This window comes from Micromonospora matsumotoense (assembly GCF_050951065.1).
Classification (GTDB): Bacteria; Actinomycetota; Actinomycetes; order Mycobacteriales; family Micromonosporaceae; genus Micromonospora; species Micromonospora matsumotoensis.
In genome coordinates, this window is sequence record NZ_CP192025.1 from 5,939,025 (window position 1) to 5,964,567 (window position 25,543).

General features: G+C 68.7%; 19 protein-coding genes, 2 tRNA genes and 3 rRNA genes. 10 read left to right on the plus strand and 14 right to left on the minus strand.

Translation table 11 applies throughout. The features are described from left to right. The first annotated feature begins 54 nt into the window (after nucleotides 1-54). Nucleotides 55-738: a hypothetical protein gene (locus ACQP1S_RS25150; RefSeq protein WP_357893593.1), complete on the plus strand. Its 684-nt coding sequence runs from the start codon at nucleotides 55-57 to the stop codon at nucleotides 736-738. Between the two features lie 236 nt (nucleotides 739-974). On the opposite strand, the gene rrf is transcribed toward ACQP1S_RS25150, so the two are convergent. The 3 genes from rrf to ACQP1S_RS25165 form a co-directional block, all read right to left on the minus strand. After that, nucleotides 975-1,091: ribosomal RNA gene (gene rrf / locus ACQP1S_RS25155) — 5S ribosomal RNA — on the minus strand. Between the two features lie 93 nt (nucleotides 1,092-1,184). After that, nucleotides 1,185-4,293: ribosomal RNA gene (locus tag ACQP1S_RS25160) — 23S ribosomal RNA — on the minus strand. A 397-nt stretch (nucleotides 4,294-4,690) separates the two neighbouring features. Continuing rightward, nucleotides 4,691-6,205, minus strand: a 16S ribosomal RNA gene (locus ACQP1S_RS25165). The 16S, 23S and 5S rRNA genes sit together here, the layout of an rRNA operon. A 682-nt stretch (nucleotides 6,206-6,887) precedes the next feature. Between ACQP1S_RS25165 and ACQP1S_RS25170 the strand changes: the two genes are divergently transcribed. Then, nucleotides 6,888-7,112, plus strand: coding sequence for a hypothetical protein (locus ACQP1S_RS25170; protein WP_091250728.1), 225 nt, complete (start codon nucleotides 6,888-6,890; stop codon nucleotides 7,110-7,112). Between the two features lie 193 nt (nucleotides 7,113-7,305). Here ACQP1S_RS25170 and ACQP1S_RS25175 read toward each other — a convergent pair whose 3' ends face one another. From ACQP1S_RS25175 to ACQP1S_RS25200, 6 genes are all read right to left on the minus strand, one after another. Beyond that, a complete protein-coding gene (locus tag ACQP1S_RS25175; RefSeq protein ID WP_432899916.1) occupies nucleotides 7,306-8,103 on the minus strand; it encodes a carbon-nitrogen hydrolase family protein in 798 nt (265 codons plus the stop codon). 629 nt (nucleotides 8,104-8,732) lie between these two features. Beyond that, the gene (clpX, locus tag ACQP1S_RS25180; RefSeq protein WP_091250721.1) at nucleotides 8,733-10,028 is read right to left on the minus strand and encodes an ATP-dependent Clp protease ATP-binding subunit ClpX; all 1,296 of its coding nucleotides are present in this window, start codon (nucleotides 10,026-10,028) and stop codon (nucleotides 8,733-8,735) included. Between the two features lie 213 nt (nucleotides 10,029-10,241). Then, nucleotides 10,242-10,904 (minus strand): ATP-dependent Clp protease proteolytic subunit, encoded by a 663-nt coding sequence (locus tag ACQP1S_RS25185; protein ID WP_091250718.1) that lies wholly within the window; start codon nucleotides 10,902-10,904, stop codon nucleotides 10,242-10,244. Between the two features lie 10 nt (nucleotides 10,905-10,914). Next, the gene (locus ACQP1S_RS25190; protein WP_091250714.1) at nucleotides 10,915-11,556 is read right to left on the minus strand and encodes an ATP-dependent Clp protease proteolytic subunit; all 642 of its coding nucleotides are present in this window, start codon (nucleotides 11,554-11,556) and stop codon (nucleotides 10,915-10,917) included. A 172-nt stretch (nucleotides 11,557-11,728) separates the two neighbouring features. Beyond that, complete coding sequence (gene tig, locus ACQP1S_RS25195) at nucleotides 11,729-13,081, minus strand: trigger factor (RefSeq protein WP_091250711.1); 1,353 nt, start codon at nucleotides 13,079-13,081, stop codon at nucleotides 11,729-11,731. A 160-nt stretch (nucleotides 13,082-13,241) separates the two neighbouring features. Continuing rightward, nucleotides 13,242-13,315 (minus strand) — tRNA-Pro (locus ACQP1S_RS25200). 236 nt (nucleotides 13,316-13,551) lie between these two features. Here ACQP1S_RS25200 and ACQP1S_RS25205 point away from each other — a divergent pair. Beyond that, nucleotides 13,552-13,625 (plus strand) — tRNA-Gly (locus tag ACQP1S_RS25205). Nucleotides 13,626-13,670: 45 nt separating this feature from the next. On the opposite strand, the gene ACQP1S_RS25210 is transcribed toward ACQP1S_RS25205, so the two are convergent. Beyond that, nucleotides 13,671-15,623, minus strand: a complete 1,953-nt coding sequence (locus tag ACQP1S_RS25210) for a hypothetical protein (RefSeq protein WP_432899922.1) — start codon at nucleotides 15,621-15,623, stop codon at nucleotides 13,671-13,673. After that, the gene (locus ACQP1S_RS25215; protein ID WP_432899925.1) at nucleotides 15,620-16,744 is read right to left on the minus strand and encodes a hypothetical protein; all 1,125 of its coding nucleotides are present in this window, start codon (nucleotides 16,742-16,744) and stop codon (nucleotides 15,620-15,622) included. Before ACQP1S_RS25215 ends, ACQP1S_RS25210 begins: the two co-directional genes overlap by 4 nt. A gap of 265 nt (nucleotides 16,745-17,009) precedes the next feature. Between ACQP1S_RS25215 and ACQP1S_RS25220 the strand changes: the two genes are divergently transcribed. Continuing rightward, on the plus strand, nucleotides 17,010-17,696 hold the full coding sequence (locus ACQP1S_RS25220; protein WP_432899928.1) for a Crp/Fnr family transcriptional regulator: 687 nt from the start codon (nucleotides 17,010-17,012) through the stop codon (nucleotides 17,694-17,696). Nucleotides 17,697-17,724: 28 nt separating this feature from the next. Here ACQP1S_RS25220 and ACQP1S_RS25225 read toward each other — a convergent pair whose 3' ends face one another. Then, nucleotides 17,725-18,225, minus strand: coding sequence for a Pycsar system effector family protein (locus ACQP1S_RS25225; protein WP_091250654.1), 501 nt, complete (start codon nucleotides 18,223-18,225; stop codon nucleotides 17,725-17,727). Nucleotides 18,226-18,696: 471 nt separating this feature from the next. Here ACQP1S_RS25225 and ACQP1S_RS25230 point away from each other — a divergent pair, with 471 nt between their 5' ends. Genes ACQP1S_RS25230 through ACQP1S_RS25250 form a run of 5 tightly spaced genes read left to right on the plus strand, consistent with a single transcriptional unit; the run spans nucleotide 18,697 to nucleotide 23,084 of the window. Beyond that, nucleotides 18,697-19,503, plus strand: a complete 807-nt coding sequence (locus ACQP1S_RS25230; protein ID WP_432899931.1) for a vWA domain-containing protein — start codon at nucleotides 18,697-18,699, stop codon at nucleotides 19,501-19,503. Nucleotides 19,504-19,548: 45 nt separating this feature from the next. Next, nucleotides 19,549-20,322, plus strand: coding sequence for a hypothetical protein (locus tag ACQP1S_RS25235; RefSeq protein ID WP_091250646.1), 774 nt, complete (start codon nucleotides 19,549-19,551; stop codon nucleotides 20,320-20,322). Between the two features lie 14 nt (nucleotides 20,323-20,336). After that, nucleotides 20,337-20,816, plus strand: coding sequence for a hypothetical protein (locus tag ACQP1S_RS25240; RefSeq protein WP_091250642.1), 480 nt, complete (start codon nucleotides 20,337-20,339; stop codon nucleotides 20,814-20,816). Nucleotide 20,817: 1 nt separating this feature from the next. Then, nucleotides 20,818-21,876 (plus strand): hypothetical protein, encoded by a 1,059-nt coding sequence (locus ACQP1S_RS25245; RefSeq protein WP_432899936.1) that lies wholly within the window; start codon nucleotides 20,818-20,820, stop codon nucleotides 21,874-21,876. A 2-nt stretch (nucleotides 21,877-21,878) separates the two neighbouring features. After that, nucleotides 21,879-23,084 (plus strand): OmpA family protein, encoded by a 1,206-nt coding sequence (locus ACQP1S_RS25250; RefSeq protein ID WP_432899939.1) that lies wholly within the window; start codon nucleotides 21,879-21,881, stop codon nucleotides 23,082-23,084. A gap of 207 nt (nucleotides 23,085-23,291) precedes the next feature. Here the strand turns inward: ACQP1S_RS25250 and ACQP1S_RS25255 are convergent, their stop codons facing one another. After that, nucleotides 23,292-24,032 carry a hypothetical protein gene (locus ACQP1S_RS25255; RefSeq protein ID WP_432899942.1) on the minus strand — a complete coding sequence of 247 codons (741 nt, stop codon included), beginning with the start codon at nucleotides 24,030-24,032 and terminating at the stop codon, nucleotides 23,292-23,294. After that, nucleotides 24,029-24,526, minus strand: a complete 498-nt coding sequence (locus tag ACQP1S_RS25260; protein ID WP_432899945.1) for a SigE family RNA polymerase sigma factor — start codon at nucleotides 24,524-24,526, stop codon at nucleotides 24,029-24,031. The genes ACQP1S_RS25255 and ACQP1S_RS25260 overlap by 4 nt, the downstream gene beginning before the upstream one ends. A gap of 140 nt (nucleotides 24,527-24,666) precedes the next feature. Here ACQP1S_RS25260 and ACQP1S_RS25265 point away from each other — a divergent pair, with 140 nt between their 5' ends. Continuing rightward, the gene (locus ACQP1S_RS25265; protein WP_432899948.1) at nucleotides 24,667-25,515 is read left to right on the plus strand and encodes a DUF3152 domain-containing protein; all 849 of its coding nucleotides are present in this window, start codon (nucleotides 24,667-24,669) and stop codon (nucleotides 25,513-25,515) included. The last annotated feature ends 28 nt before the right edge of the window (nucleotides 25,516-25,543 follow it).

The window sequence follows — 25,543 nt, forward strand, 5'->3', positions numbered from 1 at the left end:
AGCGCTTCTGCGGACCCGACGTGCGCCACCGGTCATTCGCGTACGGTGGCGAACATGTCCGACGCACATCTCACCGAGCGTCAGCTCATCGAGGGTCCCGAGCCGGTCGAGCTGACCGAGGAGCCGATCCGGTTGAGCAACCACGACCCGGAGCAGAGCACCCAGGCGCGGGGTCGGGTGTCCCGACGCCGACGGATCGCGCTGACCGTCGCCCTCGTGGTCGGCCTGGCCGGCGCCGCCGCGCTGGGCACCGCCGGCTGGCGCATCGCCCGGGAGAAGGACACCCGCCTCGGCACGCCCGACCAGGTCGCCGGTCTCACCCGCGACGACTCGGACCGGGCCCGCAGCACCGCCGACTACCTGCGCAGCGGATTCGCCGCCGACATCGAACTGGACCGCAGCATCGGTACGGTCTACCGCGACCCGGCCGACGAGAAGCGGGCGGTGCTGTTCTTCGGTGGCACCACCCTGCTCTGGCAGCCGGAACGTGACCTGGACAGCCTCTTCCGGCTGATGGCCGACGAGACCGGCCGGGTGACCGACGTCCGTGCGGTGCCGGCGGGGAGGTACGGCGGGGTGATGAAGTGCGGCAAGACCAGCGGCGACGGGGGTGACTTCGCGATCTGCGGGTGGGCGGATCACGGCAGCGTGGCGATGGGCATGTTCGCCAACCGCCCCGTCGACGAGTCGGCCGGCCTGTTCCGCCAGCTCCGCGACGTCGTCCAGACCCGGGGCTGACAGCCCGGCCCGCCCGTCGACCCCTCCTCCGCACGGCCCGTCCCCGCCGGAGGCCGACCGGCTCGCCGCGCTGGGCCTGGCCCCCCGGGGCCGGCGCTGATCCACGCAATGGTGGTGAGGTAGGGGTGTCCCGGCGTTCCAATACCGCTATGTCGCGGCCAGCTGGCCCGCAGCCAGGAATGCGGTTCAGAGCTGGAATGCAGTTGAGGCCGACCCCGTCAGGGGTCGGCCTCAACTTCCGGCGGTGTCCTACTCTCCCACACCCTCCCGAGTGCAGTACCATCGGCGCTGGAGGGCTTAGCTTCCGGGTTCGGAATGTGACCGGGCGTTTCCCCTCCGCCATGACCGCCGTAACACTATGAACATATCAAACAACACACGCACCCACACACGTGTGGGGGGTTGTTCGGTTGTTCAGAGTTGCACAGTGGACGCGTAGCAGCTTTGTAGTCAAGTCCTCGGCCTATTAGTACCGGTCAACTGAACCCGTTACCGGGCTTACATTTCCGGCCTATCAACCCAGTCGTCTAGCTGGGGGCCTTACCCCCACAAAGTGGGGTGGGATACCTCATCTTGAAGCAGGCTTCCCGCTTAGATGCTTTCAGCGGTTATCCCTTCCGAACGTAGCTAACCAGCCGTGCCCCTGGCGGGACAACTGGCACACCAGAGGTTCGTCCGTCCCGGTCCTCTCGTACTAGGGACAGCCCTTCTCAAGTATCCTACGCGCACGGCGGATAGGGACCGAACTGTCTCACGACGTTCTAAACCCAGCTCGCGTACCGCTTTAATGGGCGAACAGCCCAACCCTTGGGACCTGCTACAGCCCCAGGATGCGACGAGCCGACATCGAGGTGCCAAACCATCCCGTCGATATGGACTCTTGGGGAAGATCAGCCTGTTATCCCCGGGGTACCTTTTATCCGTTGAGCGACACCGCTTCCACTCGCAAGTGCCGGATCACTAGTCCCGACTTTCGTCCCTGCTCGACCTGTCAGTCTCACAGTCAAGCTCCCTTGTGTACTTGCACTCAACACCTGATTGCCAACCAGGCTGAGGGAACCTTTGGGCGCCTCCGTTACCTTTTAGGAGGCAACCGCCCCAGTTAAACTACCCACCAGACACTGTCCCTGAACCGGATAACGGTCCGAAGTTAGATACCCAAATCAACCAGAGTGGTATTTCAAGATTGCCTCCACCTATACTGGCGTACAGGTTTCACCGGCTCCCACCTATCCTACACAAGCCCATTCAGATACCAATGTCAAGCTATAGTAAAGGTCCCGGGGTCTTTCCGTCCTGCCGCGCGTAACGAGCATCTTTACTCGTAATGCAATTTCGCCGGGCCTGTGGTTGAGACAGTGGGGAAGTCGTTACGCCATTCGTGCAGGTCGGAACTTACCCGACAAGGAATTTCGCTACCTTAGGATGGTTATAGTTACCACCGCCGTTTACTGGCGCTTAAGTTCTCCGCTTCGCCCCGAAGAGCTAACAGGTCCCCTTAACGTTCCAGCACCGGGCAGGCGTCAGTCCATATACATCGAATTACTTCTTCGCATGGACCTGTGTTTTTAGTAAACAGTCGCTTCCCCCTGCTCTCTGCGGCCATACAACGCTCCACCCGCATGGGGCTTCACGTCTCCGGCCCCCCTTCTCCCTAAGTTACGGGGGCAATTTGCCGAGTTCCTTAACCACAGTTCGCCCGATCGCCTCGGTATTCTCTACCTGACCACCTGTGTCGGTTTGGGGTACGGGCCGCTAAGAACTCGCTAGAGGCTTTTCTCGGCAGCATAGGATCACTGACTTCACCTGAATCGGCTCGGCATCACGTCTCAGCCCCATGTGTTGCGGATTTGCCTACAACACGGCCTACACGCTTACCCCGGCACAACCACCGGCCGGGCTCAGCTACCTTCCTGCGTCACCCCATCGCTTGACTACTACCCACCAGGTTCCTGCGCTCCCCGTTCTTGGTCCGAAGACCGCCAACAGATCGGGCAGTTAGCACAATAAGGTTCATCACGGGCGCTCTTTCGCGGGTACGGGAATATCAACCCGTTGTCCATCGACTACGCCTCTCGGCCTCGCCTTAGGTCCCGACTCACCCAGGGCGGATTAGCCTGGCCCTGGAACCCTTGGTCATCCGGCGGAAGGGTTTCTCACCCTTCTTTCGCTACTCATGCCTGCATTCTCACTCGTGCCGCGTCCACAACTGGGTCACCCCGCTGCTTCACCCCCGGCACGACGCTCCCCTACCCACCCACACACCTGCACACCCCATCAAGGAGATGCGAAGTAAAATGTGAGTGCCACAGCTTCGGCGGTGTGCTTGAGCCCCGCTACATTGTCGGCGCGGAACCACTTGACCAGTGAGCTATTACGCACTCTTTAAAGGGTGGCTGCTTCTAAGCCAACCTCCTGGTTGTCTATGCGACCCCACATCCTTTTCCACTTAGCACACGCTTAGGGGCCTTAGCTGGTGATCTGGGCTGTTTCCCTCTCGACTACGAAGCTTATCCCCCGCAGTCTCACTGCCGCGCTCTCACTTACCGGCATTCGGAGTTTGGCTGATTTCGGTAAGCTTGTGGGCCCCCTAGACCATCCAGTGCTCTACCTCCGGCAAGAAACACGCGACGCTGCACCTAAATGCATTTCGGGGAGAACCAGCTATCACGGAGTTTGATTGGCCTTTCACCCCTAACCACAGGTCATCCCCCAACTTTTCAACGTTGGTGGGTTCGGCCCTCCACGCGGTCTTACCCGCGCTTCAGCCTGCCCATGGCTAGATCACTCCGCTTCGGGTCTAGAACATGCGACTACGACGCCCTATTCAGACTCGCTTTCGCTACGGCTCCCCCACACGGGTTAACCTCGCCACATGCCACTAACTCGCAGGCTCATTCTTCAAAAGGCACGCCGTCACCCCGCAAGGCTCCGACGGATTGTAGGCGAACGGTTTCAGGTACTATTTCACTCCCCTCCCGGGGTACTTTTCACCATTCCCTCACGGTACTCGTCCGCTATCGGTCACCAGGAAGTATTTAGGCTTACCAGGTGGTCCTGGCAGATTCACGGCAGATTTCAGGGGTCCGCCGCTACTCGGGAACACCCACAGAAGGTCAGCAACTTTCACCTACCGGACTCTCACCGTCTACGGTCAGCCATTCCAGACTGTTCGACTAGCCACTAACTTGATAACTTCTCGAACAAGTGTCAGCTTGTTCAGCAGGGTCCCACAACCCCGACCACGCAACCCCTGACAGGTATCACACGCAACCGGTTTAGCCTCAATCCGCTTTCGCTCGCCACTACTCACGGAATCACTAAATTGTTTTCTCTTCCTACGGGTACTGAGATGTTTCACTTCCCCGCGTTCCCCCCATACACCCTATGTGTTCAGGTGCAGGTGACACCACATGACTGGTGCCAGGTTTCCCCATTCGGACACCCTGGGATCACAGCTTGGTTGACAGCTCCCCCAGGCCTATCGCGGCCTCCCACGTCCTTCATCGGCTCCTGGTGCCAAGGCATCCACCGTTCGCCCTTGACAACTTGACCACAAAGATGCTCGCGTCCACTGTGCAATTCTCAACAAACGACCAACCCACAACCCTCGACCCCACACCAGCAACCCCACCCCCACCACACGGCAGGAACAGAATCCGGTATGCAAGACCAGGCCGTGCCTGGAAAACCCACCGAGGCACACGCCTCAGGCAAGTCTCTGAAACAACAACCCCACAGGGTTGTTCCTTCAGGACCCAACAGGGTGCTCACCGCCTTCCCCCAGCCGCACCAACCCGACCGTTCCCACCACCCCAAAGAGCAGCTGTACTAGATCATCATGGCCGTTGCCAGGAAAAGACTAACCAGTGTCTCCGCCATCTGAGCACCCCGACCCGACAGACGCGGACCGCGGGCTCCATACCAGCCTTCGCTGGATGGTGCTCCTTAGAAAGGAGGTGATCCAGCCGCACCTTCCGGTACGGCTACCTTGTTACGACTTCGTCCCAATCGCCAGCCCCACCTTCGACGGCTCCCTCCACAAGGGTTGGGCCACCGGCTTCGGGTGTTGCCGACTTTCGTGACGTGACGGGCGGTGTGTACAAGGCCCGGGAACGTATTCACCGCAGCGTTGCTGATCTGCGATTACTAGCGACTCCGACTTCACGGGGTCGAGTTGCAGACCCCGATCCGAACTGAGACCGGCTTTTTGGGATTCGCTCCACCTCACGGTATCGCAACCCATTGTACCGGCCATTGTAGCATGCGTGAAGCCCTGGACATAAGGGGCATGATGACTTGACGTCATCCCCACCTTCCTCCGAGTTGACCCCGGCAGTCTTCGATGAGTCCCCGCCATAACGCGCTGGCAACATCGAACGAGGGTTGCGCTCGTTGCGGGACTTAACCCAACATCTCACGACACGAGCTGACGACAGCCATGCACCACCTGTGACCGCCCCCGAAGGACCTTACATCTCTGCAAGTTTTGCGGCCATGTCAAACCCAGGTAAGGTTCTTCGCGTTGCATCGAATTAATCCGCATGCTCCGCCGCTTGTGCGGGCCCCCGTCAATTCCTTTGAGTTTTAGCCTTGCGGCCGTACTCCCCAGGCGGGGCGCTTAATGCGTTAGCTGCGGCACAGGAAACCGGAGAGGCCCCCCACACCTAGCGCCCAACGTTTACAGCGTGGACTACCAGGGTATCTAATCCTGTTCGCTCCCCACGCTTTCGCTCCTCAGCGTCAGTATCGGCCCAGAGACCCGCCTTCGCCACCGGTGTTCCTCCTGATATCTGCGCATTTCACCGCTACACCAGGAATTCCAGTCTCCCCTACCGAACTCTAGCCTGCCCGTATCGACCGCAGGCTTGGGGTTGAGCCCCAAGTTTTCACGGTCGACGCGACAAGCCGCCTACGAGCTCTTTACGCCCAATAAATCCGGACAACGCTCGCACCCTACGTCTTACCGCGGCTGCTGGCACGTAGTTGGCCGGTGCTTCTTCTGCAGGTACCGTCACTTACGCTTCGTCCCTGCTGAAAGAGGTTTACAACCCGAAGGCCGTCATCCCTCACGCGGCGTCGCTGCATCAGGCTTCCGCCCATTGTGCAATATTCCCCACTGCTGCCTCCCGTAGGAGTCTGGGCCGTGTCTCAGTCCCAGTGTGGCCGGTCGCCCTCTCAGGCCGGCTACCCGTCGTCGCCTTGGTAGGCCATCACCCCACCAACAAGCTGATAGGCCGCGAGCCCATCCCAGGCCGAAAAACTTTCCACCCAACCCCATGCGAGGTCAAGTAATATTCGGTATTAGCCCCCGTTTCCGAGGGTTATCCCAAAGCCTAGGGCAGGTTGCTCACGTGTTACTCACCCGTTCGCCGCTCGAGTACCCCGAAGGGCCTTTCCGCTCGACTTGCATGTGTTAAGCACGCCGCCAGCGTTCGTCCTGAGCCAGGATCAAACTCTCCAACAAAAACCTGTTGAACAATCCATCCCGGCAACAAACAAATGTTGCCAAAGGAATCCCCACCAAACAAACCCGAAAGTTCGCCCAGTGCGGGGTATAAATCATCATTGGCACTGGCTTATCAAGCACCCTGTTGAGTTCTCAAAGAACAACCACACACCATCCGGTCGCCGTTTTTGCGGCTTCCCTTCCGGGGCAACTCGCTTAACTTACTCGGACCGAAATTCGCTGTCAAATTCGCTTGCGCGATCCATCAGCTTCACTCAGCCGTATCCACGCTGACGCACGCCGTTGCCGGCGGTCGTTGCTGTCGTGGGAATCGGCAGACCGGCCGGCACCCGCTTTCGCGGCGCCCGCCCGGCTCCCTGCCGGCTTCAGAACTCTACCCGGCCAGCTTGGCGTTCGCAACCCCAACTTTCAGGGAACCGCTCGCACTGCCCGTCCTCAGTATCGCTCGGCGTTCCCGCCACGATCCTGGTGCTCACTTTCGGCCAGTTTGTCCGGCCTGCCGTGTGCAGAGAGAAAGTTACGCGGCCGGCGACCGGAAGGCAAATCAATGATCGTCACTTTCTGTGATCGACGGGACCGCATCGTCCGGCTGAGCGCCACCCGTCCGGGTCGGACCGGCTCCTGCGGGTACGCATCCGAACCGACGACGAGATGGCCGATCCGTGCCAGAGTGGCTGCCATGGATGAGGCGTCCCGATCCCCCACGGTCACCCTCGCCGACGACGCGCTGCTCGGGCTCCTGCTGCCCTTCTGGCAGCTCGTGATCGCGGCGGTCGTGCTCGTCGTCGTCGTGCTCTCGGTCGTTCGACTGGCCCGGCGCGGACCGTCCAGGATGGGAACGGCGCTGCTGGTGACGGCGGCGGCGATCATCGGCCTGGCCGTCGCGGGGGTGCTGCTGAGCTGACCCGGCGCTCGGCCCCCGCCGGACCAGGGCACGAGCCGGTGTCGCCGGACCAGGCAGGGGAGGCGAGGACGGAGCCAGGCATGGGGACGGAGCCAGGCGTGAGGACGGAGCCAGGCGTGTGGACGGAGCCAGGCGTGAGGACGGAGCCAGGCGTGTGGACGGAGCCAGGCATGAGGGACGCCGGCCGGGGCGGTCAGAGGCGACGGTTCGCCAGGCTGGGCAGCTCGGTCCGGATCGTCCGCAACCGGTCCAGGTCCAGGTCGACCACGGTCAAACCCGGTCCGTCCGGCACCTGACCGAGCACCGTGCCCCATGGATCGATCACCATGCTGCGCCCGAAGCAGGTCCGCCCCGGATCGTGGTCACCGGTCTGTCCGGCCGCCGCCACGAAGCACTGGTTCTCGATCGCCCGCGCCCGCAGCAGAACCTCCCAGTGGTCCCGCCCGGTGTGCATCATGAACGCCGCCGGAACGACCAGCAGCTGTGCGCCCCCCTCGACGGCGAGCCGGCGGTACAGCTCCGGGAAGCGCAGGTCATAGCAGATGGAGAGGCCGACCCGCAGGCCCTCCACCTCCACCACCACCGGTTCCCGGCCCGGGGCGACCGTGGCGGACTCCCGGTAGGACACCCGACCGGGGATCTCCACGTCGTACAGGTGGATCTTCCGATAGCTGGCGGCCAACCGGCCGGACCGGTCGAAGACCAGCGAGGTGTTCCAGGTACGGGCCGGGTCCGGCCCGACCTCGTGGAACGAGCCGGCGACCAGCCAGATCCCCAACCGGCGGGCCACCTCGGCGAAGAAGGTCCCCACCGCGCCGTCGACCCCCTCCGCGGCCGGCATTCCGTCAGACCCACCCAGATAGTCGACGTACTCGGGAAGAACCGCCAGATCGGCGCCGGCCGCCGCTGCCCTGACCAGCAGGTCCTCGGCGGCGGCCAGGTTGGCCGCCCGGTCATCGCGGGCGTTGAGCTGGCAGACGGCGACGCGCATGGTGCCCAGGGTACGGCCGGACGCCGACCCGGGACAGCAGACAGCGGGCACCGGCCAGCGGCACCGGGTGCCGACGGTGGGCAGCGGCGGGGGGCGGCTGGTGGCAGCAGCGGCGGGTAGCCGGGGGGCGGCGGGTAGCGGGGGCGGCGGGTAGCGGGGGCGGCGAACCCGCCTCCGGGGGGCCTACTGCACCGGTGGCACCGGTTGCCGGGGTTGCCGGGGTTGCGGGGAGCACCAGCAGCACGGCGCTGGCCGGGCAACGCGCGGCGTTGGTTCCCCGACCTCACACCCCGCCGTCCCCGGCCGGCAGCGGCCGGGTACAGCCCGTTCGCGACGCTGTCCAGCAGGACCGCCGCAGCCACCTCGCCGAGCATTCGGCCGTCCAGCCACGACGGCCCACCGGTGCGGGCCTCGACCGCCGGAAGGCGAGCGCCGACACTGCACCCAACAGGACACGGTCCGTTGCACGGCAGTGCCGGGCCATCTCGCCGGGGGCTGGTCGAATCCGGTCCGCGCAGCGGCACGGCCCGGTCGGGGACCGTGCTGGTGACGGCGTGTCGAATCCGGCAAACGCAGAAGCACGGCCCGGTCGGGGGCCGTGCTTCTGACGGTGTTCGGGGAGGGGTCGGTCAGGCCGACTTCTCCTCGCGGTCGCGGCGGGCCCGACGGCCGGTGAACTCCCGCGGCACGATGGTCGGGTTGACGTTCTCCAGGACCGCCTCGCGGCTGATCAGCACCCGGGCGGCGTCCGGGTTGCTCGGCACCTCGTACATCACGGAGAGGAGGACCTCTTCCATGATGGCGCGCAGGCCACGGGCACCGGTGCCCCGGAGCATGGCCTGGTCGGCGATCGCCTCCAAGGCCGGCGGCTCGAACTCCAGCTCGACGCCGTCCAACTCGAAGAGCCGCTGATATTGCCGGACCAGGGCGTTGCGCGGCTCGGTGAGGATGCGCACCAGGGCCGAGCGGTCCAGGCTGCGCACGTTGGTGATCACCGGCAACCGGCCGATGAACTCGGGGATCAGCCCGAACTTGAGCATGTCCTCCGGCATCACCTGGCTGAAGATGTCGTCGGTGGAACGCTCGGACACCGACCGGAGCCGGGCGCCGAAGCCGGTGCCGCCGGAACCGGTGCGGGACTCGATGATCTGATCGAGACCGGCGAAGGCCCCACCGCAGATGAACAGCACGTTGGTGGTGTCGATCTGGATGAACTCCTGGTGCGGGTGCTTGCGTCCGCCCTGCGGCGGCACGTTCGACACCGTGCCCTCCAGCATCTTGAGCAGCGCCTGCTGCACCCCTTCGCCGGAGACGTCCCGGGTGATCGACGGGTTCTCCGACTTACGGGCGATCTTGTCGACCTCGTCGATGTAGATGATGCCGGTCTCGGCGCGCTTGATGTCGTAGTCGGCGGCCTGGATCAGCTTGAGGAGGATGTTCTCCACGTCCTCGCCGACGTAGCCCGCCTCGGTCAGCGCCGTGGCGTCCGCGATCGCGAAGGGGACGTTCAGCATCCGGGCCAGGGTCTGCGCGAGGTGCGTCTTGCCGCAGCCGGTCGGGCCGAGCAGCAGGATGTTGGACTTGGCCAGCTCCACCGCGTCGTTGCCGGAGCCCGGCGCGTTGGCCGCCTCGGCCTGGATCCGCTTGTAGTGGTTGTAGACCGCGACCGCGAGCGCCTTCTTGGCCTGGTCCTGGCCGATGACGTAGTTGTCGAGGAACTGGCAGATCTCCATCGGCTTGGGAAGCTCTTCCCACTTCACCTCGCCGGACTCGGCCAGCTCCTCTTCGATGATCTCGTTACAGAGGTCGATGCATTCGTCACAGATGTAGACACCTGGGCCCGCGATGAGTTTCTTGACCTGCTTCTGCGACTTGCCGCAGAACGAGCACTTCAGTAGGTCGCCGCCGTCACCGATCCGTGCCACCTACGTTCTCCCTGCACTCGTCGACCGGAACCCGGCCCTGAACCGCGGGCGCCGGGGCGCCCGTCCGTGGTGAATCCGTTCCGCCGGTCCGACCCGGCCACGCCGTACGGACCCGACGTTACCCGCTGGCGGGGGTTTCTCCGACCCCCAAAACGGGTGTGTCAGAGGCCGGCCGGGAACGTGTCGCCCCGACCGACCTCCGACCAGTGCTGCTCAGCGGGCCGCGTTGGAGGCCAGCAGGCCCTTCTTGCGGCTGGTCAGGATCGTGTCGACCAGCCCGTACTCCTTGGACTCCTCGGCCGTCATGATCTTGTCACGGTCGATGTCCTTGCGCACCTGCTCGATCGGCCGGTTGCAGTGCCGGGAGAGCATGTCCTCCAGCTGGGTGCGCATCCGCAGGATCTCCCGGGCCTGGATCTCGATGTCCGAGCCCTGCCCGTAGCCGCCCTCGGTGGCCGGCTGGTGGATGATGATCCGCGAGTTGGGCAGCGCCATCCGCTTGCCCGGCGTGCCCGCCGACAGCAGCACCGCCGCCGCGCTGGCCGCCTGGCCCAGGCAGACCGTGGAGATGTCCGGCCGGACGTACTGCATGGTGTCGTAGATCGCCGTCATGGCGGTGAACGAACCACCGGGCGAGTTGATGTACATGATGATGTCGCGGTCCGGGTCGGTGCCCTCGAGCGTCAGCAGCTGCGCCATCACGTCGTTGGCCGACGCGTCGTCGACCTGGACGCCGAGGAAGATGATCCGGTCCTCGAAGAGCTTGTTGTACGGGTTGGACTCCTTGACCCCGTACGAGGTGCGCTCGACGAACGACGGCAGGACGTAACGGTTGTGCACGGCCGCGAACTGGGGCGGCAGGCTCAGATCGGTCATCGTCAGCTCCTCAGCTCAGGGTCCCGGCGCCATCCGGAACCTGCGTGGCCCCGATGATCACCTTGTCGATGAAGCCGTAGTCCTTGGCCTCCTGGGCGGTGAACCAGCGGTCCCGGTCCGAGTCGGCCTCGATCTGCGCCTGGCTCTGGCCGGTGTGGTGGGCGACCCGCTCCTGGAACATCCGCTTGGTGTAGAGCATCTGCTCGGCCTGGATCGCGATGTCCGACGCGGTGCCGCCGAGGCCACCGGACGGCTGGTGCATCATGATCCGCGCGTGCGGCAGGGCGTACCGCTTGCCCTTGGTGCCCGCGCAGAGCAGGAGCTGCCCCATCGAGGCGGCCATGCCCATCGCCACGGTCGACACGTCGTTGTCGATGTACTGCATGGTGTCGTAGATCGCCATGCCCGAGTAGACCGAGCCACCCGGCGAGTTGATCCACAGGAAGATGTCGCGGTCCGGGTCCTCCGCCGCGAGCAGCAGCAGCTGGGCGCAGATGCGGTTGGCGACCTGGTCGTTCACCTCGCTGCCGAGGAAGATGATGCGCTCCTTGAGCAACCGGTTGTAGACCGAGTCGTCGAGGTTGCCAATGGTGTCGCCACCTCGGGCTTCGATCGCCCGGAGCGGCTTCGCTGGGATGTGCATGTCGGTCATGGCAGCCCTTCGCTCTCCGTACCGTCGTACCCGACATTAACCGCTCGACCGGGTGATCGACTCCCGGTCGCGGCACTGTTCGCTCTCAGCGCAGCTGGCTCGGGACCGTACCCGGAGAAGTGGTTCGGCCGCCGTCTGCCGCAACGGGCGGACGGCGGCCGACCGGGTCGGATCAGTGCTCGTGGTCGTGGTCGTGCGCCTGCTCGCTCTCGGCCCGCAGCGCGTCGAGGGTGACCTCGTTGCCGGCCGAATCCTTGATCTTGATCTTCTCCATCACGGAGGCGAGCGCCTTGCCGCGCCGCACGTCGCCGAAGACGGCGCCGGCGGCGCCGGAGCGGACCAGCTGGTCGTAGTACTGCTGGGGGGCCATCCCGGCGCGCTGCGCCCGATGGACGATCTCGTGCCCGAACTCGTCGTCGGAGACCTGGGTGTCCTCGGCGTCGGCCAGGGTGTCCAGCAGCAGCTGGATCTTGACACCCTCGGTCGCCGCCTCGGCCAGCTCGGCGTCGATCTGCTCCTCGGTCTTCTCCTCGGCGGCGAGGTACTCCTCCATCGACGCGCCGATCCGCTCCAGCTGGTCGACCATGGCCTGCTTGCGGCTCTCGACCTCCTCGCGGACGACACCCTCCGGCGCCGGCACCTCGGCGGCGGCGACCAGCTGCTCCAGGGCCTTGTCCCGGGCGGCGTAGATCTGCTCCACCCGCTTGCCCCGGCTGACCTTCTCCCGCAGGTCGGCGCGCAGCTCGTCGATGCTGTCGAACTCGCTGGCCATCTGGGCGAAGTCGTCGTCCAGCTCCGGCAGCTCCTTCTCCTTGACCGTGCGGACGGTCACCGCCACCTCGGCGTCGCGGCCGGCGAAGTCGCCGCCCACCAGCTGGGTGGTGAAGGTGGTGTCGTCACCGGCCGCGAGACCGACCAGGGCCTCGTCCAGCCCCGGCAGGAGCTGCTTGCTGCCGACCTCGTGCGAGATGTTGCTCGCCGAGCCGCCCGGCACGTCCTCGCCGTCGACGGTCGCGTTCAGGTCGATCTGCACGTAGTCGCCCTCGGCGGCGGCCCGCTCGACGGTCTTCAGGGTGGCGAACCGCTCGCGCAGGTTCTTGACCTGCTCGTCGACCTCGCTCTCGTCGATCTGGAGCTCGTCGACCGTCACCTCGACGGTGGCCGGGTCCGGCAGGGTCAGCTCCGGCCGGACGTCGACCTCGGCGGTGAAGTTGAGCGAGTCACCGTCGTTGAACTCGGTGATCTCGACCTCCGGACGACCGAGCGTCTTGAGGTCGTGCTCGCGGACCGCGGCGAGGATGTTCTGCGGGATCGCCTCCTGCACCGCCTCGTTGAGCACGGTGCCCCGGCCCACCCGCTGGTCGATCACGGCGGCCGGGATCTTGCCCCGACGGAAGCCGGGAACCTGGACCTGCTGGCCGATCTCCCGGTACGCCTTCTTGAGGCTCGGCTCGAGCTCGACGAACGGCACCTCGATGGCGAGCCGCACGCGCGTCGGGCTCAGAGTCTCGACGGTGCTCTTCACAGGCGTACTCCTTGACGGATCTCAGTTTGGGTCTGGGCGTGTTGGATCTGGGCGTGATTGTGCGCATCGAGTGTAGGCGAGCCGGGACGCTGCTCCGGCAGCGCCCGGCATACCGCACAGAATCGGCGTCGCCCCCGGGGTGACCCGGGCGCACACGCAGTCGGGGTGGCGGGATTTGAACCCACGGCCCCTCGCTCCCAAAGCGAGTGCGCTACCAAGCTGCGCCACACCCCGTGGCGAGAGAAGTGTAAGCCGTCCCACCCACCCACAGGTGCCGGGGCATCCCCACCCACCCTCCGCCCGGCCCCGGAAGGCCAGCCGCCCCGGTGATCAAGAGGTTTGCGTCACCTGCGGCGATCAACTTGGCGCAAACCTCTTGATCACCGGGGCGAGGCGAGGGGGAATGCCGGGTGCGCGGGGGGTGGGGGGAGCGGGTAGGGTGTGGGCGCGTCCTGGTGTGCGGGGCGCACGCGGGCGTAGCTCAATGGTAGAGCTTCAGTCTTCCAAACTGACGGTGCGGGTTCGATTCCCGTCGCCCGCTCCAGACCTTCCGACCCCACCAGTCCCGGCCCGTGCTCCGTCGATGCCGTCACCCGGTGCCGGTGGCGTGGCTCAGCAGGCCCAACTCGATCGTGTGCAGGACGAACTCCGTCGCGTTGACCGCCGCCTGGTGCCGGTGGGCATCCGACTTGTCGGCGGTGCCCCAGTCGGAGATGCCCCGGACCGCGATCCAGTCCACCTTGTGCTCGGCGGCGACGCCGTTGAGCAGGTGTGACTCCATGTCACCGGCGATCGCGTCCGGGTGCCGCCGCCGCAGCTCCGCGATCGCCTCGTCGGAGCGGTAGAGAGTGGTGGCACCGACGATCGGACCGATGTGCAGGCCCGACCCGGACCAGCTGTCGGCCGCCGCGGTCAGCACGCCGAGCAGCTCCGCGGACGGGCTGGGCCGGGGTCCCCGGTCCAGCCGGTGCGGCCCGCCGTCGGCGTCGGTGACGGCCTGGTGGGCCACATCACGGGCCTGACGCGAGACCACGATGTCGCCGAGCGCCTGCTCGCCGGAGTGGAGCCCACCGAGCGTCCGCTCGCGGGGGCGGAGCCCGAAACAGGTGCCGACGAGCACCAGGTAGTGCGGTCGCCACTGCCCGATGATGCTGGTGGCGACCTGGGCCACCCCGGCCGGGGAGCTGGGGTCGCCGACCGCGCTGGCGAGCATCAGTTCCGCGCCAGCCACGGTGCCGAGCCGGTGGACGGTGTGCGGTGGCCGGCGCTCCGGGTACGGCTCCGACCCGTGTCTGCGGAACACGTCGAGGGTGGCCCGCTGCTCGTCCAGGGTGGCGACCAGGAGCAGGATCTTCCGACGTGCCAACACGGCATCGGCCTCCTTGTCGAAACGTCTGTTCATCCGGTCGGCCGCCCGCCACACCTGCTGCAACGCCACCGCCGCCACCGGGATCGCCATCAGCGCCATGATGCTCACCAGCCAGCCCAGCAGCGCCATGCCGGGGCTCTGGGGACGCAGGTCCGGCGGGTCGGACAGCAGCAGTCGCTGGCCGAGCCAGCGCAGCGCGTCGCCGTACCCGGTCGGGCGGCCCGCGCACCGGTCGGCACAGGAGCGCCGCTCCTGGTCGGCCACCAGATAGGCCAGCATCAGCAGTACGCCGGCGCAGCCGATGACGTACCAGAGGAAGAAGTTGGCGGTGTTGAAGGTCCTCGGCGGGCGGCCGGGCACCTGGTCGCGCGGTTCGAGGACGACCACGTCGGTGCCGACCCCGAACGGCAGGCCGACCCGCTGCTGACGTGGCACGGACTCCCGCATGGCGTCGGTGGTGATGCCGGTGACCAGGCAGAGCAGCACCTCGGTGACGAACACCCCGTTCGGCTGGCCGCCCTGCGACTCGCTGGCGGCGCGCACCCGCCGGTCGACGAGTCGACTGAGCCGGTCGGACACCTCCCGCATCAGTTCGCCCGCCCGCCCGGCGTCCAGCTCGTGGCACAGCGGCATCGACCACTGTCGGGCCGGCAACGACTCGGCGGCGAGTTCACCGTCGCGGCGGCGGCGGAAGGTCCGGAGCAGGCCGCGTAGCCCGGTGGCGACGAGACCCGTCATGCAGACCGTGACGTGCAGCAGGCCCAGCAGCACGAGCACGATCGCCGTCCGCCAGAGGTGCAGCGGCACGCAGCCGAGGGCCGCCAGCACCGCCAGGCCCGCCGGCCCGGCGAAGCAGAGCGTCTCCCACCGGCGGTCCACGATCCGCAGCAGCAGGAACCGCAGCCCACCCGCGGTGTACGGCTCGTCCATCGTCATCGGTGGCTTCAGCAGGGCGAACGATTCCGGGCCCCGCCAGACGAGTCGACCCTCGCGGGCGGCGACGACGAGCAGCACGCTCAGCGGGCCACGGGCCCGGAACCAGCCCATCGTGCCCTCGGGACGCACCGTCCGGTACGCCTGCCGCCCGTGTTCGGCCCGGCGTACCGCGCGGGCCGCCGCCAGGGCGGACGCGAACGACAGGTGTCGGGGGTCCGCATCTCCGGCAGCGTTCACAGCACCCGCTCCACGGCCGACGTGGCGAAGCCGCGGACCAGCGAACGCAACCGGTCGAAGAGCGGCCCCGCGTCCCGGGCGACCAGGTAGTGCGGCAGGTCGCCGCGTTCCAACTGGTCCCGGGGCCCGGGCGGCGCCATCAGGTACGGCGAGGTCAGGATGAGGGCGTACGGGTCGTCGAGGTCGGTGGCGAGGCAGGCCATGCCGGGATAGCCGGGGGTCTGGAGCACCTCCAACCGGTCGGCCGCCGCGCCGTGCCGCTGCTTGAACCGGCGCAGGTCGGTGAGGGCTTCCCGGGTCTTGCCGGCCAGGTCCTCGCCGCGCTGCGCGGACAGCAGCCGGGTCGCCTCGGAGGTCGGGTCCATCAGCACGCAGCGGTAGCTGCCGCCCCGGTCGAGGAAGTCGAGGACCGCGTCGCGGAAGTGCGCCGGCCGCTCGGTGGTGACCAGGTAGCGCGACGCGGTCCGCAGCGAGGTGCCCAGATCCACGACCTCGGTGGTCGCGGCCCGGACCATCCGGGTCTTCTCCAGTTGGCTGGGGCGCTCGACGTGACCGTGCACCGGCACGCCGCCGGCGAGCCCCCGGGCGGCCAGCCAGATCGCGGCGGCACCCCCGGCGCGGGTGTCGGCCGCGAACAGGTGGATCTGCCGGCCCTCGAACTCGCCGACCGGCGTGAACAGTTCGGCGTACGGGCCAGCCACCCGGACCACGTCGGAGGAGACCGCCACGGTGTCCGGCGGGGCGGCCTTCTCCAGGTGCGCCACGAAGTTGATGTCGGGTGAGTAGATGGTGCCCTCGTTGCCCTCGCCCCGGTAGCGGATCGCGCCCTTGTGCACGGCCACCCGCAGCCGCAGGGAGCCCTCGATGCCGAGTCGGGCGAACTCGTCGCGCAGATGCGGCAGGTCGAGGGTGAGCAGGCGGTGGACGTATTCGAGGGTGACGTCGCGGGCCACGCTCTCGTCGTCGTCGTGGACGATGAGGAATCCGCCGTCGCCGGCCCACCGCCATGGCCGCGCGTAGCCGACCCGGCGCTGTTCGGCTATCGTGGCGAGCCGTTCGGTCACCTTGCGGTGCAACAGGTCGAATGCCTGCCCGGCCCGATCGCGCGGATTGTGCGCCACGACGTTCGAATGACCAGCCGCATCAACAAAGATCAGAAATGCACTGTCATACGTTCGGTTGACCTGAAAGGTATCCATCGTCAGTTACGCATCCGATCCACACTGGGCCAGACTTCCGGGCGTCGGCACATCCGGTAACTGTGCCGGAAAATGACGGGAACAACTACATGAGGAGACCGACTTGACGCATCGAGAGGCATCCTCGACCGGCCGGACGAGGCCCACCCCACCGGGCGGCCGGAATCCCGCCGACCGTCCGTCGCCCGTGCCGGGTACGTTTCTCGCCCACCTGTCACCGGCCGACCGGGGCCGGCTCGCCGCCATCGCGACGACCCGCCGGCACGCCGCCCGGGTCGACCTGTTCCACCAGGGCGATCCCTCGCAGTACGTGCTGGTGCTGCTCAGCGGCTGGATCAAGGTCACCTCGGTGTCCCGGGACGGCCAGGAGGCACTGCTCGCCCTGCGTGGACCCGGCGACATCATCGGCGACCTGGCCGCGATCGACGGTGGGGTCCGCTCCGGCACGGTGACCACCCTGACCGCCCTGCGGGCGTACGTCATCGATGGTCCGCAGTTCGTGGACCTGGTGGTCAACCAGGCCGGACTTGCCCTCGGCCTGTTGCGGCACCTCACCCGCGGGCTGCGGCAGTCGGACATCAAGCGACTGGAGTACGTCTCCGCCAGCAGCTTCGGCCGGCTGGCCGGCCTGCTGTCGGACCTCGCCGACGCGCACGGTCGACGGACCCCCGAGGGGATCGTCATCGACCTTCCCCTGTCCCAACGGGAGCTGGCCACCGCCGCCGCGACGTCCCGGGAGGCGGTCGCCCGGGCCATGCGCGCGCTACGGGAACGCGACATCGTCCGCACCGGTCGACGGGAGATCCTGATCGTCGCGCCGGAGGTGCTGCGCGCCCTGCACCAGTCGATCCCGGAGGCCCCGCACCGCGACTGAGCGGCGGCACCGGCACCCGCGCCCCTGCTCACAGCACCGTCCCGACCAGACAGACGCCGCTCGCGGCGAGACTGACGATCGCGCTGCGCACCAGCCAGTACTTGGTGGCGACCCGGGCGCTGGTCCAGCGCAGCTCGGCGAGGGCGGCACCCAGCGGCTGCGTCGCGGTCTGCCGGAGCGCCTCGACGAGGTCGTCCTGGCGCAGGACGTCGCCGAAGTAGGAGACGTGCCTCTCGGGTGAGGCGCCACCGAGCCGGGGCAGCAGCGCGAGCGCGGACATCAGCACCGCCGTGCCCCAGAGCAGGCAGGCCGCCAACCACCATCCGCCGGGTCGCACGACGGCCAGCCCGCTGCCGGGCACCGCGGCCAGCGCGGCCGCCGCGACGGTCCCGGCGACGCCGAGCGTCTGGGTCGCCTTCGTGTCGGCCCGGCGCAGCTCGTGCCGGTTGTCGGTGAGCAGTTGGCGCGCGTAGCGCAGGGTCCGCTCGTCATCCGGTCGACCGCCGTCATGTCCATCCGTACCAGCCATGTCACCCAGCGTGCCGCCAACTCCCGTACGCGTCCGCGTCGAAATACACGGTCCGAATGTGTCAGTTGACGCACCATCAGCCGCCGCCGGGCACGAGCATGAATCCATGCGCCATCGATGCCGTACGCCCACGGCCGGGGCGCCGGCACACCGCAGCGGCCCGGCCCAGAGACAGATTTCCGTCAGCCGCGAACAGTAGTCGGTCGTCCGACCCGGCGATGCTGCCGAGTCAGTTCCCCCGGGTTCGCGCGTTCCCGCCGGACACCCTCCCCGACCGGACATCCGAATTCCACCGAACATCGATTCCCGGGTCACCTTCGACCAGTCATCAGCACCGGTTACCCGAAAGCGGGCGTCCGGTGTAGACAGTCGAGGTGGTCATGCCTCTAGGGTCATTCGACATCGTTTCCCCATTCACCCACCAGCGGAACTCTGTCGCAATTCCGACTGACATTCCGAAAGGCATCGCCCATGCGTTTCACGAGCACACCAGCCGTTGCCGACGGCCGGGCGGTACCCGGTCGGGCCGTACTCGACGACGTTGCGGTGCCGACCCGGCCGCCGTGGTGGCGTCGGTTGATCCGTCCGCTGCTGACCACCCTGCTGGTCCTGGCGTTGCTGGCTTTCTGCGCGGTGCGCATCCACGACTGGCTGGGCCCACCGGCCAGCCTCGACCAGGCGGTCCTGGAGGGGGCCCGGAAGGTCGCCGGACCGGTCTGCATCGACGAGATCCAGGATGTGTCCGGTTCGATGACCCAGTACACGGCGTTACGCGAGCAGGCGGTCGACCAGCTCTTCCAGTTCGCCCAACGGGAACTGGAGGCCAGCGACCAACTGGCCGAGGCGGTGTTCAGCGGCACCACCGGGGTGACCATGCCGCCGACGTCGTTGCACGCGCTACCGGCCCGCCGGCCCGCGCCCGCACCCGGCGACGGCACGTTGATGGCGCCCGCGATCCGGGCCCTGACCGCCGCGGACCGGCAGGCCGACCGCACCTGTGCCGCGCGGGCCCTCGTCGCCATCACCGACGGCGAGGTCCACGACGATCCGGCCGAGCTGCGCAACGCGCTGGTCGACGGCGCCTACACCCGGATGTACCTGGTGGTGCCCGGCCTGGCGGGTGGCCGGCCCGGCGCGTTCACCGGTGACGTCCTGGACGGGGTGGTGGTGCGCCGGTTCACCGACGCCCGTCGCCTCGGCGTCATCTTCGGCCAGGTCTTCGCCGAACTCCTCGGCGTCGAACTGCGCCACCGCAAGATCGAGACCGATCGCCCCTGAGCGGACACCCGGCGAGCCCACCGCACACCCGAAGGAGACGCTCCCATGGCACGTCAGACAGCAGCCCTGTCCCACCCGCATTGGGACCGCAGACCGGCGGACCCGATCCGCTACCGCATCACGGCCCGGATCGCCGACTGGTGGAACGGCCGCCAGGACGCCCGCGCCGGACTGCCCGCCGTGGCACCGGACCCCGACCCCACCGAGCCGCCCCACGGCCGGTCCGCCGCCTTCACGCCGCACCTGGAGAAGCTTCGCCGAATGGCGAACGACGCCATGCACCACGAGCTGGTGCACCTCCAGCAGGAGGTCGCCGAACCGGCGTACCAGCTCGCGCGGGCCGGGGCGCAGCTCGTGGAGGCGGAGCGTGCCCTGACCCGGGCACAGGAGGCGCTGAGAGACCTGAAGGCACCGACCGAGGACGAGCTGAGGGCACGACGGGTCGGCGAGACCGACACCGACGAGTCGGTCGTCCGCAAGCGCCGGCTGGCCCCGTACCTGGAGCGGCGGGCCAGGTTGGAGGCGCACCGCCAGGAGGCCGAGGAGGCACTGGTGCGGCTCCGGCAGACGCGGGCGGAGCTGCAGGAGCGGATCGCCCGGAGCCAGAGCGTCGCGGCGGCCCGGGCCCGCCGCATCCACGAGCACTCCTGGCGGCGCATCGGCAGCTACTGGCAGCGGCTGGTCCGCAAGCACCCCGCCGGTGAGCAGCTCAATCGCACGCTACGACCGGGCGGACCCGAGGTGCCGGGCTGGATCGACCCGGCGGGCGAGCGAGTGACCGCCGGCACCGCCGCCGGGGCACGACCGGAACCGACGTGAGGAGCGAGAACCCCATGAAGACGCTGTGGAACCGTACCGATCGGGCGATCCGCGCGATGCTGTCGCGTCGCCGCTCCACGACCCCGCGCCGGCCCACCGACCCCACGACCGGTCCGCTGCGCATCGACGCCCCGAAACCGCTGGACCCGGACCCGCAGCACGAACGCGACGCCGCGGCGGCCCGTGAGCGGGTGTCCCGGCTCGTCGCGGAGCTGGCCCCGCGCGGCACCGACGAGGGCACCGGGGCAGCACTCGACAACATGATCAATTACTGGGCCGACGGTTGGCTCGCCGACATCGAGACCGAGCGCCTCAACGCCCTCACGGTGGTGGACGCCCTGGTCGGCGAGGTCATGCCGAGGCAGGAACGGCTGCGGGTGGCCTGCGAGGGCGCGCTCGACCAGCTCCGACTGGCCCGGGAGAACCACGAGCTGGCCCGCACCCTGCTGGCCGGCGAGCCCGGTCCCGTCGACCGACGCGTCAGGGAGGGATGACATGACCAGCACGATCACCACCGGCGCCGGCGACCCGCCGCCCCGCAGCAGCATGCCCGGCGGCCGGTACGTCGACACGGCGTTGTTCACCGGCCGCCCGGGTACCGCACTCGGCGGCCTGGCCGAGGTGGGCGTCCTGGTGCTGGCCGCCGGCGCCGACGTCGCAGCCTTCTACAACGCCCTGTCCGCCGGGCTCAACGACCAGCCCTACCTGCTGTACATGCTGGTCGCCGGGTTCACCGCCGTGGCGCTGCTGCTCGCGCACGGCTGCGGGCGGATCTACCGCGACCTCGACCAGCGGGCGTCCGGCGCCCGTTCGCTGGCGCTGTACGTCTGCCTGGCCGGATGGGCCCTGCTGGGCATCGCCGCCTTCGTCTCCCGGCTGCTGCTGGCCGACGAGGACAGCGGCGCCACCTTCGGCGGGTCCGGCGGCGGCGGGGAGGGCTCCCGGACGGCGCAGATGCTGGCGTTGCTCTTCCTCGCGCTGTACTTCGGCACCGGGGCGGCGGCAGCGGTGATCGCCTACTGGAACCACAACTCGCCCGCCCACGCCTACCACCGCAGCAGCCGGCGACTGGCCCGGGCCCGCAAGCTCGCCGAACGGCGGGTGGAGGCGCACGAGAAGCTCGTCTCCCAGCACCGGCAGCGCTACCACGAGTGGGCACGCACCGAAGCCGCCCACGCGGCGGCCCGCGCGAAGCGGCTGGCCCTGGCCGAGGAACTCAAGCAACTGGCCCGGCAGCGGATGGCAGCCGCCGGCCAGGACCCGGCCACCACCGACGGGCTCTTCGCGCCGGACCGGCACCCCGACCCGGTGCCGTCGCCGTACCGCTATCTCCGGCCGGTCGACCCGGACCCGCAACGCACCCCGGTTCCGCAGCACATCGCTGTTCCACGACGCACCCCGGACCCGTCCGGCGGTGGCCCGAAGGCCGGCGCGACCGGTGCCGCCGGACAGCCGACCGCTCGGAGCGGGCCGCCCCCGACGGGCGCCTCCCCCTCGGACAGCGCCGCTCCCCCGGACGGCGCACCCCACAACTCCTACCAGCACCGGAGCTGACCATGGCTTTTCTTCTCTCGCCGCACAGCCGGTCCCGAACCGTCCGGCCGCGCCGGGTGGCCCTCGCCGCGGGCCTGCTGCTCGCCGCCGCCGTCCTCACCGGGTGCGACGACCCCCCCAAAAAGAAGCTGGTCGAGGCCGGTTGCCTGCCGTCGGGCGTGGCCATGTCCCTCGCCATCGGGGCCCGGGCGAACAGCCCGACGCCCGCCCTCCCCGAACTGGTCGAGGATCTCGCCCGCAGCGCCGCCCGCAAGCACAAGGGGGTGTCCGTGGTCCAGGTCGACGGACGCGCCGACGTGGACCTGGGGCCGCAGGTCTTCGACAGCAAGGCGGAGAACGACAACAAGTACGAGAAGGACCTGGCCGGGTGGCTCGACGGGCTGCGTCAGTACGTCGCCAAGATGCGGGCCGACGAGCCAGAGGCCGACGTGCTGAAGGCGCTGGACGTCGCCGCCGCGCAGGTGGGGCCCGGTGACACGGTCGTCCTGGTGGACTCCGGGCTACAGACCACCGCACCGTTGGACTTCCGCACCAGGGGAACGCTGGACGCCGATCCCACCGAGGTGGTCGAGTTCCTCCGCCGGTCCGACTCGCTGCCGGACCTCACCGACCGGCACGTCCTGCTGGTCGGGGTGGGCGACACCGCGCCGCCGCAGGCGGAGTTGGACGTGGCCCGGCGACGGCACGTGGTCGAGCTCTGGACCGCCGTCGCCAAGGCCGGCGGCGCCCGCTGCGTGGAACTGCGGGAGTCGCCCAACGGCACCCGCAGCGGCATCGACTCGCCACCGGTCAGCGTGGTGCCGGTCGCCGCGATCCCGCCCTTCGCCCCGTGCGGCGACACCGTCCTGCCCGATGAGGGTGCAGTCGGCTTCGTCCCCGACTCGGCGAGGTTCCGGGACCCGAAGGCGGCCCGCACCGCCCTGACCAAGCTCGCCGCGCTGCTCGCGCAGCGCAAATCCACTGTGGAGCTAATCGGCACCACCTCCTCGGCCGGCACCGAACCGGGCCGGCTGTCGCTGTCCCGGGACCGGGCCAGGGCGGTCGAGGCGGTCCTGCGGGACCTCGGCGTGCCGCCGGGGCGGGTCTCCAGCAAGGGGGTGGGCGACCACTGGCCGAACCGGCGACCGGACCGGGGACCGAACGGTGAACTCCTGCCCGGCCCGGCGGCGCAGAACCGCACGGTGGTCGTCCGGATCCTGTGCGGTTGAGCCATCGGGGCCGCCACTTCTTACGGCCGAGCGGAGCCAGCCGGTTGCTACGGGTGGTCGAGTGGCTAGACGACAGCGAGAGGGTGCCCCCAACTCGACCGCGACGAAGATCTCGGCCGGGGCAACGGCGGCGGGCACCCGAAGAAGAGGATCGTCATCAACCGGGCGACCGTCACCACCGGCTGACCCCGCCGGTTCTCGACCCGATCAGAGCAGCCGGCCCTCGGCGTCGCGGGCGACGATGCCGTCGAGTCGTACGCCGGGGGCCAGGTCGACCGGGTCGAACCAGAAGATCACCAGGTCCGGGTCCGTGCTCCAACGGGCCAACCGGGCCTCGACCTGCCGCCCGCCGGCGGTGCCGACGATCCGGGTCGCCGGCCCGACGAAGTATCCGAAGGTGGGCACCGCCGGGCGGGGGTCCGAGGGGGCCGCGTCGTCGTAGCCGATCTCGTGGAAGCCCGGCCTCCGATCGGTGCCCCGCACGTCGTTGATCACGATGTCGTCGACCAGCTCGCCGGCCGGGGTGCGGCGACCGGCCATCAACCCGATCGCCACCCCGGGCACCTTCGGCAGGTCGATCGCGACGACGTAGAACACCCGCTCGTCGGTGCCGTACCGGATGCCGGTGCCCACCACGGCACCGAGGAACTCCCTCGGGGGTGGGGTAATCAGCCGGGTGGACGGTGGAGTGGCCGAGGGCGGGGCGGCGGGGCCGGTGACGGCGGAGCCGGGCGGCGGGGCCGGCGTCGACGGCCGGGTCCACCGCACGCCGAGCCCGATGCCGCCGACCAGCAGCACGGAGACCAGCGCCGCCGTGCCCGCCCCGGCGAGCCGGCGGCGTCGGCGCAGCCGCCGGCCGTCACGCATGATCACGGCCAGGTCGAGATCGTCGTGGTACGGCCGTTCGGTCGCCCGCATCGCCCGGCGGAGTTGCTCCAGCTCGTTCATCGGCAGGTCCCCTGGGCCTGCGGGGTCCCGGTGGCGCGCAGCTTCTGCAACGCCCGGGAACCGGTGCTCTTCACCGTGCCGAGCGAGACGCCCAGTTCGCGGGCCACCTGTGCCTCCGGGAGGTCGAAGTAGTGGCGGAGCACGACGATGGCCCGCTCGCGGGGGCTGAGCGCGCCGAGGATGTCGAGCAGCCAGCGGCGGGTGGCCACCTCGTCGGCGACGTCGCCGCGCCGCTGCTCGGGCAGGTCGTCGGTGGGGTACTCCCGGATCGGCCGCCGCCAGCCGTCGACCAGGTGGTTGACCAGCACCGTCCGGGCGTACCCGTAGGCGTCCTCGTCGCGGATCCGGGACCAGGAGGCGTACGTGCGGACCAGGGCGGTCTGCGCGGCGTCCTCGGCCTGGTGGTGGTTGCCGGTCATCAGGAACGCGGCGTGCGTCAGCCGCCCCGAGGCGGACCGGGCGAACTCGACGAACTCGGCGTCACCCCGGGCCATGCCCACTCTTCCCGCTTCCCACGACGGACAGGACGGGCGGGGCGGCCGAAAGGTTGAGTCCGACGGGCGTCAACTGTTCTGCCGGGCCGCTCGTCCTTCCCGCTGCCCAGCGCCGACCGGCGCGGGGCGGAGGGGACACCATGACAAGGAAGGCTACCGCCCGCTCGGGCCGCGCCCTGATCGGTCGATCGGCGATGGCACTGCTGGTGGCGGGATTGCTGCCCGGCTGCGGGGCGCCGGCCACCGCAGACCGGGGCACCACGGGCCGGGCGGGCGGCACCGACCGGGCCACGGCGGGTCCGACCACCCCGTCGGCCGCGCCTCCCGGGCCCGGCATGGCGGCCGGGTCGACGCCGCTCGTATCCGGGCCGGCCCCGATCAGCTATCCGGCGGCCGGGGGCAACCGCTGGCAGGTGGCGGCCGGTGAGTCGGCGGCCCCGGCGGGAACCGGCCGGCTGCTGCGGTACCGGGTCGCCGTCGAGCGCGACATCCGGGGACTGCCGGTGGCGGAGTTCGCGGCCGAGGTCAGCGCGACGTTGACGGCCCCGCAGGGATGGACCACGGGCGGGACGCTGCGGCTGTGGCGGGTCGGCCCCGGCGGGCCCGCCGACTTCACCGTCCACCTGGCCACCCCGGGCACCCGGGACGACCTGTGCGGGGACGCGGCGGACGGCTACACCTCGTGCCGCAACGGCGACCGGGTGGTGATCAACGTGGCGCGCTGGGTGAAGGGGGTGCCCCGCTACGGCGCGAGCCTGACCACCTACCGACGGTACGTGGTCAACCACGAGGTCGGGCACCGGCTCGGCCACGGCCACGAGCGGTGCCCGGGGCGGGGCCGACCCGCACCGGTGATGCAGCAGCAGACGCTGGGCCTGCACGGGTGCACCGCGAACGCCTCGCCGTACCGCGACGGGGTGCGTTACGCGGGGCCGGCCGGCGCGTACACCGACGAGATCCCGCCTCCCGAGCCGGGCCGTCAGGGCTGAGCGGGCCGGGCGAACCGGCGGTCGTGGC